The sequence below is a fragment of the Kutzneria viridogrisea DSM 43870 genome, from assembly GCF_000525635.1.
Taxonomy (GTDB): domain Bacteria; phylum Actinomycetota; class Actinomycetes; order Mycobacteriales; family Pseudonocardiaceae; genus Kutzneria; species Kutzneria viridogrisea.
In genome coordinates, this window is sequence record NZ_CP007155.1 from 4,500,692 (window position 1) to 4,514,108 (window position 13,417).

Genomic DNA, 13,417 nt, shown 5'->3' on the forward strand with positions numbered 1-13,417 from the left:
GGCCGACCCTCGCCGCCGCAGTGAACGACCTGCCGACCGCGAGCTGGTGCGCGACGGCAGCTGGCAACAGTATGGAGACACGATGAGCAAGGCCAAGAGGACGGACACGCAGTCGCCGGCGCCGCACGTTGCCGACAGCCACGACCTGATCCGCGTGCACGGCGCGCGCGTGAACAACCTCAAGGACGTCAGCGTCGAGATCCCGAAGCGGCGGCTGACGGTGTTCACCGGCGTCTCGGGCTCGGGCAAGAGCTCGCTGGTGTTCAGCACGATCGCCGCGGAGTCGCAGCGGATGATCAACGAGACCTACAGCGCCTTCGTGCAGGGCTTCATGCCGACCCTGGCCCGGCCCGAGGTGGACGTGCTCGACGGGCTGACCACCGCGATCATCGTCGACCAGCAGCGGATGGGTACCGACCCCAGATCCACGGTCGGCACCGCCACCGACGCCAACGCGATGCTGCGCATCCTGTTCAGCCGGCTCGGGCAGCCGCACATCGGCTCGCCCAAGGCGTTCTCCTTCAACGTGGCCTCGATCAGCGGGGCGGGCGCGGTCACGATGGAGCGCGGCGGGCGGACCGTCAAGGAGAAGCGGACCTTCAGCATCGTCGGCGGCATGTGCCCGCGCTGCGAGGGCCGGGGCTCGGTCACCGACTTCGACCTGTCCGCGCTGTACGACGACAGCAAGTCGCTCAACGAGGGCGCGCTGACGATCCCCGGCTACAGCATGGACGGCTGGTTCGGCCGCATCTTCAACGGCTGCGGCTTCTTCGACCCGGACAAGCCGATTCGCAGGTTCACCAAGTCCGAGCTCCGTGACCTGCTGTACAAGGAGCCGACGAAGATCAAGGTCGACAACATCAACCTGACCTACGAGGGTCTGATCCCGAAGATCCAGAAGTCGATGCTGTCCAAGGACGTCGACGCGATGCAGCCGCACATCCGCGCCTTCGTGGAGCGGGTGGTCACCTTCACCACCTGCCCCGACTGCGAGGGCACCCGGCTCAGCGAGACGGCCCGGTCGTCGAAGATCAACGGGATCAACATCGCCGAGGCCTGCGCGATGCAGATCAGCGACCTCGCCCAGTGGGTGCGTGATCTGGACGAACCGTCCGTCGCGCCGCTGCTGGGCACGCTGCGGCACACCCTCGACTCCTTCGTCGAGATCGGGCTCGGCTACCTCAGCCTCGACCGCCCGTCGGGCACCCTGTCCGGCGGCGAGGCGCAGCGCACCAAGATGATCCGCCACCTCGGGTCCGCGCTCACCGACGTGACCTACGTCTTCGACGAGCCGACGATCGGGCTGCACCCGCACGACATCCAGCGGATGAACGACCTGCTGCTGCAACTGCGGGACAAGGGCAACACCGTGCTGGTCGTGGAGCACAAGCCGGAGGCGATCGCGATCGCCGACCACGTGGTCGACCTGGGCCCGAGCGCGGGCACCAAGGGCGGCGAGGTGGTGTTCGAGGGCACCGTGGCGGGACTGCGGGCCAGTGGCACGCTCACCGGGCGGCACCTGGACGACCGTGCTTCCTTGAAGCCCTCGGTGCGGACGCCATCGGGCGTGCTGGAGGTGCGCGGCGCCAGCGCCCACAACCTCCGGGACGTGGACGTGGACCTACCGCTCGGCGTGCTGGTGGTGGTCACCGGCGTTGCCGGGTCGGGCAAGAGCTCCCTGATCCACGGCTCGGTCTCCGGCCAGGACGGGGTGGTGTCGGTCGACCAGGCGGCGATCAAGGGCTCGCGGCGCAGCAACCCGGCGACCTACACCGGACTGCTCGACCCGATCCGCAAGGCGTTCGCGAAGGCCAACGGCGTGAAGCCCGCGCTGTTCAGCGCCAACTCCGAGGGCGCCTGCCCCGGCTGCAACGGTGCCGGGGTCGTCTACACCGACCTGGCGATGATGGCCGGGGTCGCCACCACCTGTGAGGAGTGTGAGGGGAAGCGCTTCCAGACCGAGGTGCTCGGCTACACCTTCGGCGGCAAGGACATCAGCGAGGTGCTCGCCATGTCGGTCACCGAGGCTGCCGAGTTCTTCGACGCCGGTGAGGCCAAGACCCCGGCGGCCCACCGGATCCTGACCCACCTGGCCGAGGTCGGGCTCGGCTACCTCAGCCTCGGCCAGCCGCTCACCACGCTGTCCGGTGGCGAGCGGCAGCGGCTCAAGCTGGCCACCCACATGGCCGAGAAGGGCGGGGTCTACGTCCTCGACGAGCCGACCACCGGCCTGCACCTCGCCGACGTCGAGCAGCTGCTCGCACTGCTCGACCGGCTCGTGGACGCCGGCAAGTCGGTCATCGTCATCGAGCACCACCAGGCGGTCATGGCGCACGCCGACTGGATCGTCGACCTCGGCCCCGGCGCGGGCCACGACGGTGGCCGGATCGTCTTCGAGGGCACCCCCGCCGACCTCGTCGCGGCCCGCTCCACCCTCACCGGCGAGCACCTCGCGGCCTACGTCGGCACCTGACCCAGGCCCGGCTGCCCGCCGGTCCGCACCTCGCGGTCTGCTACTCCGACGGCAGTTTGCCGGGATTGAGCAGGCCGGCCGGATCGAAGCGGCGGGCAGCCGCCCTGGTGGCGGTCAGGTCCCCACCCAACAGCCAGGTGTGCGGGTCGTCGACCTGCACACCGAGTTCGCGCATCCGCTCGATGCCCGCGTACAGCTTCTCGGCGCTTTCGAACCGGCACAGCAGCATGCCCGCGAAGGTCGGCCCCTCCGCTCGGTCCATGGTGAACCCGTCCAGGTGCACCATGGTGTCCGGCAGCAGCGCGCGCAGCTCCTCGCCACGCGTGATCATGGCGTCACCGGCGATCTGGAGATGGCACAGCTCCGGCCGGGCCTTGCGCGCCCGGTGCGTGATGTGGTTGAACGACAGCGAGGCCAGGTAGGCGGCACCGTTGCCGCGCACGTCCTCGACGACCCCGCCGTGCGCGGTGACGGCGGCGCGGGCGGCCGTCTCGGTGGGCCGGTCGATCACCGCGCGCACGCTGAACCGGCCGAGCGGGATCGCCGGATCGGCCGGGAAGGTGGCCACCACAGCCGGTTCGTCCACCGAGAGGATGCGGGGCAGCGGGTCCAGCCGCATCAGCTCACGGCCCGCGGCCACCGCGCTCGCCTCGTCCCCGAACGAGGCGAGCAGCCCGATCCAGTCCCGCCGGGGCACCAGGCGCACGGTGGCGGTGGCGATCACCCCGGTCACCCCGTAGGCGTGCAGGTGCGGTCGGCAGTCGGCGCCCCGCACGGTGACCAGCTCGGGTCGGTCGGTGCAGGCCGCGATCCGCAGCTCGCTCACGTAGTCGTCCCAGATGAAGCCGTTCTCGATCGACCCGGTGCCGCCGGACCCACCGGCCAGGAAGCCGCCGATCGCACTGCCCACAGTGGACGGCAGGATCGCGATCTCCTGGTCCTGCTTGCGGGCGGCGGACTCGATGGCGACGAACGAGGTGCCCGCCTCGGCGTGCACCCAGCCCTCGCCCACCTCCAGCACCCGGTTGCACCGGCTGGTGTCCACGACCAGCCCGTCGCACAGCGGGATGCCCTGCCCGTAGTTGCCGGTGCCCTGGCCCCGCGGGGTCACCGGGATCCCGTGCTGGTGGGCCAGGTGCACGGCGGTGGCGATCTGCTCGGGGTCGGCCGGATAGGCCACCACGTCGGCCAGACCGGCGGGCAGCCGGGCGGCCAGGATGGGCGACATGTGCGCCCAGTCGGTCGAGGCCACCTTGCGGGCGGCCGGTTCCTCGGTCACGGCCTCGGCGCCCAGCGCGCTCGTCAGGTCAGCGACCAGTGCGGTCAGCGCGGAGGAGGTCCGCACGGCTTCTTCTGTCATGGCACGCCTCACGGAGCCAGCCCGATACTCGGATCGATGAACTCGGATGTCGCGATGTCGGCCGGGCCCAGACCCGGTCCGAGCGCCTTGCCCTGCGCGGCCAGGATCGGCCGCAGGATGTCGATGACCCGTTGCAGGCGGGCCTGGTCGAACCCGCCGAGCGTCCTGGTGCCCGGCTGGTTGCCCGCGATGTGCAGCGCGAGTTGCTGTTCGACGCTGAACTTGGCCTGCGCCGCGGTGTAGCTCTGCCCGAGGTTGTACTTGGCGGACAGGCTGGTGATCAGCTTGTTGGAGCCCTCGGGTGAGCGCAGGTAGTCCACCTGGGCGCGCTGGATGATCGGCACCAGCTTGCGCAGGCACGGCGTCTGCGCCGCCTTCTGCGCTGACCGGATCGACAGCGCCGGGTAGACCGGGTAGCCGGTTTCACTGACCAGCTGGAACTTCACCGGCTTGTGCCACTGCGCCAGCTTCTCCTGGTAGAGGTACGGCTCGTTGGTGGCGAAGCCCTGCTGGGCGATCTTGCCGCCCTCGGCCACGAAGGTCGAGGGCGAGCCGTCGTAGCTGCCATCGACCTGACCTCGGCGCAGGACGCCCGCGCCGAGCAGGTACTGCATGTAGGTGGAGGTCTGGAAGTACAGCACCTTGGTGTCGGTGCGGCCGATGTCGGCGATGCTGTGCCAGTCCGGGTGCGCGGCCGGATCCCACATGATCATCTGCGGGGACAGGTCCAGCGTGGCGAGCACGGCGGTGGTCGGCTGTCCTGCCGACAGGCTGACCGACTCGTCGGTGACCACCTGGCCGAGGGTGATGGACTGGTCCAGGTACAGCTGCGAGCTGACGGTCTGGAACCCGATCGCCGGGCCACCCGCGCGGATCTGCACCCGGACCCCGGTGTCCTGGCCCTGCGCGGCCAACGTGCCGGTGACCCGCTTGTGCTCGGAGTCCACGGTCGGGTCCGGTCCCAGCAACTGGTAGAGGCCGCCGTGCTCGGCCTCCGGCGACCAGTCGGTCTGGATGACCACCGTGTCCGGGCAGGCCCCCTTGAGCCGTAACGGCCCGTCCGGGGCCGCCGGTAACGCGGTGGCGGTGCCGGTGGTGGCGCCGCCGCCACAGGCACCCAGGGCCAGCGCGGCCACGGCGCCGACCGTGGCCAGGGCCAGCCGGCTACCGCGGTGAGCGTTGAACATCGATCTCCTTGTCTGTGGTCACCTGTCCGGCGAGTCCGCGACCGATTCGTGCCAGCTGCCCGCCACCCGCCGGGCCAGCAGGCCGAACGCCCAGAACACCAGGACGCCGAACCCGGAGGCCAGCAGCACCGCGGCGAACATCTGCTCGGACTGGAGGTTGGCCCGGTACAGGTCGATGAGCATCCCGATACCGGGCTCGCCCTGTTTGAAGAAGAAGTCCCCGACCACGGCGCCGACCACCGACAGCCCGGCCGACACCCGCAGCCCGGTGAAGATCGAGGGCAGCGCGCCGGGCAGTTGCAGTTTCCACAGCCGGGTCAGCCGACCGGCGCCGTAGAGGGTGAACAGGTCGTGGTGCACGCGCTCGGCCGACCGCAGGCCGTGCAGCGTGTTGGCGATCAGCGGGAACAGCGCGATCAGCACGCACACCAGGATCCGGCTGGGCAGGCCGAAACCGAACCAGAAGCCGAACAGCGGCACCAGGGCCAGGATCGGGATCGTCTGCAACACCACGGCGTACGGGTACAGCGACCGCTCCACCCAGCGCGCCTGGCTCATCGCCACCGCCGCCGCCACGCCGAGCACGAAGGCCAGCACCAGCCCGATCATGGCCACCTCGGCCGACAGCGCCAGGCCGTCCAGCAGCGGCGCCAGGTTGTCCGGGTCCAGCAGTCCCACCCGCAGCACCTCGTCCGGAGGTGGCAGCAGGAACCGGCGCTCCGGGCTCAGCCCGAGGTAGCTGACGGCGTACCAGGCCGCGAGCACGAGCAGGAGCACCACCAGTGGCGGGGCGTACCTGCGCACCCGGCTCATGCCGCCTCCCCGCGCAGGCAGGCCGAGACCGCACCGGCCAGGTGTGCGAACCGCTCGTCGAAGCGCAGTTCGGGCGGCCTGGGGTAGTCGAAGGGCACCGGGAAGTCGCCGACCACCCGGCCGGGCCTGCCCGAGAGCACGATGACCCTGGTGGACAGGAACACCGCCTCGGTCACCGAGTGCGTGACGAACACCGCGCCGAACCCGCGGGCGCCGAACAGCTTGGCCACCTCGTCGCCCAACCGTTCCCGGCTGATCTCGTCGAGCGCGCCGAAGGGCTCGTCGAACAGGAACAGCTCCGGGCGCAGGGTCAGCGACCGGGCCAGCGACACCCGCATCCGCATGCCGCCCGACAGCGCGCCAGGCCGGTGCCCGGCGAACTGTTCCAGTCCAACCAGTTCGATTGCCTGCGCGGCGAGACGGCGGCGCTCCGGCTTGGGCAGGCCGCGCAACTCGGCGGCCAGTTCCACGTTGGCGCGCACCGTGCGCCACGGCAGCAGCGCCGGGTCCTGGAAGACGTAGGCCACCTCGTCGGTACGCCGCAGCACCGCGCCGGAGGACGGCTTGGCCAGCCCGGCCGCCAGCCGCAGCAGCGTGCTCTTGCCGCAGCCAGAGGGGCCGACCACGGCGAGGAACTGGCCCGCCGAGACCTCGAGATCCACCTCGTGCAGTGCCGCCGTGCCGTCCGCGAACCGCATCCCGACCTCGGCAAGCCGCAGCAGCGGTTCGGCCGTCATCCGTTCTCCGCCAACAGTTCGTCTGTCCTGAGTAGTGGGAATTCCCGCCGTACCGAGGTGCGGCCGACCACCCGGCCGCGGTGCAGCACGATCCGGTCCGGGCTCGCCCCGGCCACCGCCTCGCCGACCGTGCTGGCGCGGATCGCCATCAGCTCGGCCGGGAACCCGGCGGCCACCCGCACCTCCGGCAGGCCCATCGCCGCCCGCGCCGAGGTGCTGATCGCCGTGTATGCCTGCTCCGGGAGCAGATGCCCGGCCGTGACCAGCAGGGAGGCCGTCTCCAGTGGATCCCCGCGACCGGCCTGGTTGAACGGGTCCTGCACGTTGTCCCCGCCACCGGCCACGGTCGCCCCGGCGGCCAGCAGCGCGCGCAGCGCGGTCAGCCCGCGCGGTGGCGCCGACGGACACGCCCGCGCCTGCAGGTACAGGTTGGTCTGTGGCAGGCACACCACGGCGATCCCGGCGGCGGCCACCCGTTCGGCCACGTCCTGGGCGACCTCCGGGTCCTGCACGCCCAGGCTCACGCAGTGGCTGGCGGTCGCGCCGTGCGGGAACCCGGTGCTGGCGACGAGCTCGGCGAAGTAGGGCAGGGTCAGCACCTGCGGGTCGATCGTCTCGTCGGTGTGCAGGTCGATCGGCACGCCGAACTCGGCCGCCAGCTCAAGGCAGATCCGGTGGCACTGCTCGGGATCCGGGTCCAGGTAGGGGCACGCACCGACCACGTCGGCGCCCAGTTCCAGCGCACCGCGCAGCAGGGCCAGGTTGTCCGCCCCGGCCGCGCCGGTAACCGGTATCCCGGTGAGCGCGACCAGTTGCAGGTCCAGTTGCCCGCGCACCGCCTCGCGCACGGCCAGCAGCGCCTCCAGGCACCTCAGCCCGACCGCGGAGTTGACGTCCACGTGGCTGCGCACCGCCGTGGCCCCATGCGACAGCGACAGCAGCACGGCCTCGGTCGCCCTGGCCACGATGTCCTCGTGCTGCATCCTCGGGCTGTAGCGCTGCCACGCCTCGATGGCCCCGGCCAGGTCCCCGCTCGGATTGGGCGCCGCGGTCAGGGTCAACGCCTTGTCCAGGTGGGCGTGCGGCTCGGCCGGTGCGGGCAGCAGCAGGTAACCGCGCAGGTCCAGCCACTGGGCGGCCGCGGGCAGGGTGCCCGGTTCGCCCACCGCCGCGATCCGGCCGTCGGTCAGCAGCACGTCGCCCAACGCCCCACTGGCCAACCGTGCCCCGCTGAGCAGCAGTGCCCCCGCGCTCACCAGGCCGCCTGGTGCTGTGCGGCGATGTGCTCGTCAAGCAACTGCACCTCCGGCAGGGCCGCCCACGGCTGCATCTGGTCGCGCAGGTTCCGCAGCCACCTGCTCAGCCGGGCCGAACTGTGCCGGGCCGCGAGGTCGGCGATCTCCAGGGCCACCGTGGCCGCCTCCGGGAACTCCCGCTGCGCGATCAGCGCGCCCGCCCGGTCCAGCAGCCGGAACCCGCGGTTGCGGGCCAGCAGCGGGTCGGTCAGCGCGATGGCGTCCGCGGACTCCACCAGCGCCCGCTTGGTCCGGTCCAGGCGCAGCCAGCAGCCCACGCCGAACCCGACGGTGAAGCCGCGGTCGACGAAGTACAGGTAGGGCGGGTCGGCCTCGCCCAGGGTGTCGGGCAGCAGCTTCTGCGCCCGCAGCATGGCCTTCGCGGTGGGCACTTCCCAGCCCTCCAGGGAGTAGGCCCACGCCGCCATCTGCTCGGTGTAGGAGGCCAGCAGCGGGCTGCCCGACTGGCTCGCCCACCCGCGCGCGGCGAAGGCGTGGTCCAGCGCGGTCGGGATCTCGCCTCGGAAGCAGGCCATGTGGGTCAGGCAGCAGTGGATGTAGGTGACCGTGCCGATGTCGCGCACCTCCTGCGCGGCAGCCAGTCCCTCCTGGAAGTGCCGGTTGGCGGCGGCGTAGTGCCCGACGTCGTAGAGCAGCCACCCGGTGAACTGGGACAGCTCCGCGTAGACCCGCACCAGGCTCTGCCACAGGCTGGTGCGGGCCGCGTCACGCAGCATCTCCGCGACCAGCGCCCGGTAGTGCAGCATGGCCCTGATCACCGTCTCCGGCCCGCGCGCGTCGTCGAGGTGGCGGCACATCTCGGTGAGCTTCTTGAAGATCTGCACGGTGCTCGCGTCGGCCCGCCTCGGATCCAGGGTCACCCCGGCCAGCCGGTCCCGTTCCTCCGGGCTGAGCTTGTGCACCAGCGGCAGCCCCGAGACGCCGCCCATGCCCAGGGCGAGCCGGAACAGCGTCTCCTGCCGCTGCGGCTCGGTCTCCAGCTGGACGACCGCGCGGAACAGTGCGACCGAGTCCTCGCTGGTCGAGCTGGCCAGCCGGGTGACCTCGTCGGACTCGGCCGCCTGCCCCGGGCCCAGCCACGGCCGCCGGGCCGACTCGTCCTCGCCGCCCTGCCTGGCGGGCTCCGCGGGCGGGGCGGCGGCCCGGCGCGGGTGGTTGGCGTCGAGGTGGCTGAAGTCGGCGGCGTCCAGGTTGCCCTGGTCGGCGGGGCCGTAGCTGGCGTAGACGGCGTCGGTGATCAGCCTGCGGGCCGAGGTCTGGTAGATCCTGGCCAGCACCGGCAGGGTCCACACCGAGGGCCTGCGCCCGCCGTCCGGCCACATCTCGTAGTCGTAGAGGCGCTGCACGCGCAGGGCCGCGGTGTTGGCCGGATCGCGCTGGTTGATCTCGTCCACCACGTCGGTGCCGCTGCGGTTGTGCGCGAGCCGGTGCAGCCGCAGCGGGCTGGCCTTGCGGTCCAGTGCGAGCACGTCCACGACCTGAGCCCAGGTGAACCCCTTCGCGCGGAGCTCGCGCGCCCGGTTGTGGCACCATGCCGCGTCGCCGCTGTGGCCATCTGTGGCCATCCGGTACTGCCCCCAACTGATTCGGACTGTCCTACGGGCTGCGGACATTCTCCTCCGTAGTCGCCCGGACACGCCAGGTTGGGTTACCCAGCGTGGACAGCTGGGGTAATCCAGCGCGCACCGAAGGGCATTTGCGCAGTTCAGAGCTGGGGTGACGGTGGGAATCCGGGGCGGGGAACTGGAGGTTTGCCGATTCGGGCACAAGGGCCAACCTGGGGCAATGCTCCAGCGGCCTGAGTACAGCCGGTCCACCCTCCTGGGTGCGGCGCTGTTCTACGCCCGCGGTATGGGGTGGCCGGTGATCCCGCTGACCCACCTCGTGCTGCGGCACTCCCTGGTAACCGGGTGCTCGTGCGGTCAGATCACGTGCGCGCGGCCCAGCAGCCACCCGGTCGACGTCGGAGCCAGCAGAGAGGCCGACACCCTGTCGGAGTGGTGGTCCAGAGCCCCGTACAACCTCGGCCTGCCCACCGGCCAGTTCGTGGACGCGCTGGAGGTCTCCGCGGAGGCCGGCGCCGCCGTGCTGCGTTCCCTGCGGACCGAGGGTGTCGCGCTGGGGCCGGTGCTGGGCCTGGCCGACCGCTACCAGTTCCTGGTCAAGCCGGGGGCGTCGATCTCGGTGTACGGCGCGCTCAAGGCGTTGGGCCAGTCCGCGCCCCAGCTCAAGCTGCGCTACCTGGGCCTCGGGGACCTGCTGGTCGCGCCGCCGTCCATGCTGCCCGACCAGAGCGTGCGCTGGGTGGTCGAACCGGACCTGGCCCTGCGCGAACTGCCCGACGCGTTGACCCTGCTGCCCGTGCTGGTGCGTGCCGCCAGCTCGCGGCACGGTGACGACACGGTGCGGGCCTTCTCCTTCACCCAGCACCAGGCACGGCGGATCTGTTCGTGAACAGGTGGTGGCGGTTGACCAGGCGCGACACCGGTCCGGAACAGGTGGCGTGCCGGGACGAACAGGGCAGGCGCACGCAGATCGAGGTGCACGCGACCGGGGGCGGGCGCGTCACCCTGCGGCTGCCCACCGGGGAGCTCTACGAGCTCGACCCACTGGAGGGCGTCGGCCGGCTGCGGGCCGTGTTGCGCGCCAAGGCGTTGGAGAGCTCCGCCACCGAGGGGATGGCGGAGCACAGCTGAGCGGCGCCTAGGCACCGGCCGCCGTGCACCTGGAGAGTTCGGCCAGGTACGCGGCGGCCGCCTCTTCTCCGGGGTAGCGCTGAGCCAGCACGGCGACCAGGTCCTGGGCGACCATCGACAGCGAGGGCAGTGACCTGCGCTCGAACCCGAGGGCGGTTCGGCCGTGGGCGAGCGCCTGCTCCAGGTCACCGGCCCGTGCCGCGGCCACGCCGAGCGTGAGGTGTGCCTCGGCCAGCCGCATCGGTGACCGCCCCGCCCCGGCGTCGGTGGCGATCACCTCACCGGCCAGCGCGGCCGCCCGCCGGTCGACGCCGACCCGCCGGTAGCAGTCCATCACGAAGAAGTCGTACTTCGCCGGATCGACCACGAAGTGGTTGCGGGGGTTCGCCGGGTACGGCAGGTGGTCCAGCAACCGCCGACCCTGTTCCAGCGCCGTCTCCATGTCCCGCCCGCGGCCCAGCCGGGCCAGCGCCTTCGCCCGCTGCGCGAGCAACTGTGCCGCGACCGAGTGCTGTCCGGCCACGGCCTGCCCCGCCTCGGTGGCGGCCAGCACGCCCAGGTGGTCGCCCGAGGTCAGCGCGAACCACGCCAGCATCTCGTAGGCCCACCCCTGGATCTCGCCGCTGCCGATCTCGCGGCCGATGTCCGCAGCTGCCCGGCGGCTCGCCTCGGCCGACACCCGATCGCCGAGGTCGTACTCCAGGCAGCCGACCAGCAGTGCCAGTCGCCCCGCCAGGTCGAGCACCTCGACCCGGCGGGCCGTGTCCCGGGCTGCCAGCACCCGGTGCAGCCACTGCCTGCTCGGGCCGATCAGCTGTTCGGCGGGCGCACGGCCGTAGTCGGTGCACAGCCGCTCCACGACCAGCCGCACGCCGTCCAGGGTGGCCTCGTCGACCGCGCGCCGGGCCAGCCGGGCCCGCACCTGGTCGAGGTCGGCGGAGGTGAGTTCGTGCTCCGGTCGGTCCGGTGGGAACAGGGCGGCCGTGACGGTGCCCAGCGCGGTGGCGATGGCCGACTGGTAGTGGCTGGGTGGTCGGGTGCCGCCGGACTCCCAGGCCTGCCAGGCACCAAGCAGTTCGGCCGCGGCGGGCAGCTCCTCGGCCACGTGTGCGCGCAACTGCTCAACGGCCGCGGCAGGGGACCAGCCGCGCGCCTCGCGCAGCGCCCGGAGGCGGCGGGCCGTGATCGCGGCGTCGGTCACATAGCCCATTCTGGCACCGATGCGGGGCGTCATCCGGGTCACGACCGGGCGGCCAAGGCCGTGACCAGGCGCGCCTACCTGCTGGGCGCCCGCGTCACGTGCTCGGGGCCGAGATCGTTCACCGAGGGCACGCCGAGCAGTTGCAGGGTGCGCCTGGTCTCGGCCGCGAGGATGCCCAGCGCGTGGTCCACGCCGCGCTCACCGCCCGCCATGAGCCCGTACAGGTAGCAGCGCCCGACCAGCACGGCGCTGGCGCCCAGTGCGACGGCGGCCACCACGTCGGCCCCGCTGAGCACCCCGGTGTCCAGGAACACCTCGGCCCGGTCGCCGACGGCGTCGAGGACCTCGGGCAGCAGCGCGAGTGGCAAGGGGGCCCGGTCGAGTTGGCGGCCACCGTGGTTGGACACCACTACACCGTCCGCGCCCGCAGCCACCACGGCCCGCGCGTCCTCGACGTGCTGGATCCCCTTCACGACCAGGTTGCCCTCCCAGTTCTCCCGCAGCCGCCGCAGGTCCGCCAGCGTGACCGAGGGGTCGAACATGTGGTTGACCAGCTCGGCGACGGTGCCTTGCCAGTGCCTGAGTGAGGCGAACTCGAGTGGCTCGGTGGTCAGCAGGTTCATCCACCACGCCGGGTGGCGTGCCATGTCGGCCAGGGTGCGCAGGCCCAGCTTCGGCGGAATGGTCAGGCCGTTGCGGGCGTCGCGCAGCCGGGCGCCCGCGACCGGCGTGTCCACGGTGAGCACCAGCGTGTCGTACCCGGCCGCACGGGCACGGTCGATCAGGTCCTGACCGGCCGCGCGATCCCGCCACAGGTAGAGCTGGAACCAGCGGCGGCCCTGCGGCGCGGCCGCGGCGAGGTCCTCGATCGAGGTGGTCCCCATCGTGGACAGCGTGTAGGGGATACCCGCCCGGGCCGCGGCGCGCGCGACGGCGGCTTCGCCCTCGTGGTGCATCAACCGCGTGAACCCGGTGGGCGCCAGCACCAGCGGCAGCTGGGCCGGGCGGCCCAGGATCCGCCGTTGCATGTCCACAGTGGACACGTCGCGCAGTGCACGGGGGTGGAACACCAACTCGCGGAACGCCTTGCGCGCCGCCCGGAGGCTGTCCTCACCCTCGGCGGCGCCGTCCACGTAGTCGAACACCGATCGCGGGGTGCGTTGGCGTGCGATCAGCCGCAGGTCGGCGATGGTGTGGGCGTTGTTCAGCCGCCGCCGCACCGGGTTGGTCTCGGGCAGTCTGGGGTTGAGCAGGGGACTGATCTCCGACCACCGGGGCAGCCGCCGCCGGGTCGTCGACGGCTTCTTCGTCCAGTTCGCGCTCGGCTCTGACACTGGCACAACGTCCCCTCTCACCCGCGTGCGGTCATGGTACACAATAGGTAGATACTTTGTGTCACAATCCTGAGGCGCCGGGCTCCGCTCGTTCCGGCGAGTCGACTGGACGGTCGGGAACCGAGGAGGGCGCGGGTCCGGAATCGGTTTCCGGAATGGATAGCCCATCGGACCGTTGATCGGAAACGGCGCGGTCCGAAAGTCTGCCCCTGAGTTTCCTTCGGCTTGATCTTTGGCGCGGAGGTCGACCGCTCACGCAGGAGTACTTGTGCGGGTTGGTAATGGGACTTCGGTGTGGTG

11 protein-coding genes are annotated in these 13,417 nt (G+C 71.7%); 3 read left to right on the forward strand and 8 right to left on the reverse strand.

Annotation, left to right across the window (positions count from 1 at the left end; genetic code table 11):
- Positions 1 to 82 precede the first annotated feature (82 nt).
- Positions 83 to 2,473 (forward strand): ATP-binding cassette domain-containing protein, encoded by a 2,391-nt coding sequence (locus tag KALB_RS19705; protein ID WP_025357434.1) that lies wholly within the window; start codon positions 83 to 85, stop codon positions 2,471 to 2,473.
- A gap of 40 nt (positions 2,474 to 2,513) precedes the next feature.
- Here KALB_RS19705 and KALB_RS19710 read toward each other — a convergent pair whose 3' ends face one another.
- From KALB_RS19710 to KALB_RS19735, 6 genes are read right to left on the reverse strand one after another with little or no spacing between them, the layout of a single operon-like run.
- Positions 2,514 to 3,833 carry an FAD-binding oxidoreductase gene (locus tag KALB_RS19710; protein ID WP_030107825.1) on the reverse strand — a complete coding sequence of 440 codons (1,320 nt, stop codon included), beginning with the start codon at positions 3,831 to 3,833 and terminating at the stop codon, positions 2,514 to 2,516.
- 8 nt (positions 3,834 to 3,841) lie between these two features.
- Entirely contained in the window at positions 3,842 to 5,020 is a 1,179-nt protein-coding gene (locus KALB_RS19715) for a hypothetical protein (protein ID WP_025357436.1), read from the reverse strand.
- Positions 5,021 to 5,038: 18 nt separating this feature from the next.
- A complete protein-coding gene (locus tag KALB_RS19720) occupies positions 5,039 to 5,833 on the reverse strand; it encodes an ABC transporter permease (RefSeq protein WP_025357437.1) in 795 nt (264 codons plus the stop codon).
- Complete coding sequence (locus KALB_RS19725; protein ID WP_025357438.1) at positions 5,830 to 6,570, reverse strand: ABC transporter ATP-binding protein; 741 nt, start codon at positions 6,568 to 6,570, stop codon at positions 5,830 to 5,832. Before KALB_RS19725 ends, KALB_RS19720 begins: the two co-directional genes overlap by 4 nt.
- Positions 6,567 to 7,826: an amidohydrolase family protein gene (locus KALB_RS19730; RefSeq protein WP_025357439.1), complete on the reverse strand. Its 1,260-nt coding sequence runs from the start codon at positions 7,824 to 7,826 to the stop codon at positions 6,567 to 6,569. The genes KALB_RS19725 and KALB_RS19730 overlap by 4 nt, the downstream gene beginning before the upstream one ends.
- Complete coding sequence (locus KALB_RS19735) at positions 7,823 to 9,451, reverse strand: NsdA family TPR-like regulatory protein (RefSeq protein WP_148309540.1); 1,629 nt, start codon at positions 9,449 to 9,451, stop codon at positions 7,823 to 7,825. Before KALB_RS19735 ends, KALB_RS19730 begins: the two co-directional genes overlap by 4 nt.
- Before the next feature lie 220 nt (positions 9,452 to 9,671).
- Here KALB_RS19735 and KALB_RS19740 point away from each other — a divergent pair, with 220 nt between their 5' ends.
- Together KALB_RS19740 and KALB_RS19745 are read left to right on the forward strand one after the other, a co-directional pair.
- Complete coding sequence (locus tag KALB_RS19740; protein ID WP_025357441.1) at positions 9,672 to 10,340, forward strand: bifunctional DNA primase/polymerase; 669 nt, start codon at positions 9,672 to 9,674, stop codon at positions 10,338 to 10,340.
- A 14-nt stretch (positions 10,341 to 10,354) separates the two neighbouring features.
- A complete protein-coding gene (locus KALB_RS19745) occupies positions 10,355 to 10,582 on the forward strand; it encodes a hypothetical protein (RefSeq protein ID WP_030111101.1) in 228 nt (75 codons plus the stop codon).
- Positions 10,583 to 10,589: 7 nt separating this feature from the next.
- Here KALB_RS19745 and KALB_RS19750 read toward each other — a convergent pair whose 3' ends face one another.
- Entirely contained in the window at positions 10,590 to 11,783 is a 1,194-nt protein-coding gene (locus KALB_RS19750; RefSeq protein ID WP_201771941.1) for a tetratricopeptide repeat protein, read from the reverse strand.
- 74 nt (positions 11,784 to 11,857) lie between these two features.
- Entirely contained in the window at positions 11,858 to 13,117 is a 1,260-nt protein-coding gene (locus KALB_RS19755; protein ID WP_025357444.1) for an alpha-hydroxy acid oxidase, read from the reverse strand.
- Positions 13,118 to 13,417: the final 300 nt, after the last annotated feature.

Excerpts from the sequence above, each read along its gene's own strand:
- KALB_RS19705 (WP_025357434.1), top strand. The coding sequence starts at position 83 with ATGAGCAAGGCCAAGAGGACGGACACGCAGTCGCCGGCGCCGCACGTT.
- KALB_RS19710 (WP_030107825.1), bottom strand. The coding sequence starts at position 3,833 with ATGACAGAAGAAGCCGTGCGGACCTCCTCCGCGCTGACCGCACTGGTC.
- KALB_RS19715 (WP_025357436.1), bottom strand. The coding sequence starts at position 5,020 with ATGTTCAACGCTCACCGCGGTAGCCGGCTGGCCCTGGCCACGGTCGGC.
- KALB_RS19720 (WP_025357437.1), bottom strand. The coding sequence starts at position 5,833 with ATGAGCCGGGTGCGCAGGTACGCCCCGCCACTGGTGGTGCTCCTGCTC.
- KALB_RS19725 (WP_025357438.1), bottom strand. The coding sequence starts at position 6,570 with ATGACGGCCGAACCGCTGCTGCGGCTTGCCGAGGTCGGGATGCGGTTC.
- KALB_RS19735 (WP_148309540.1), bottom strand. The coding sequence starts at position 9,451 with ATGGCCACAGATGGCCACAGCGGCGACGCGGCATGGTGCCACAACCGG.
- KALB_RS19740 (WP_025357441.1), top strand. The coding sequence starts at position 9,672 with ATGCTCCAGCGGCCTGAGTACAGCCGGTCCACCCTCCTGGGTGCGGCG.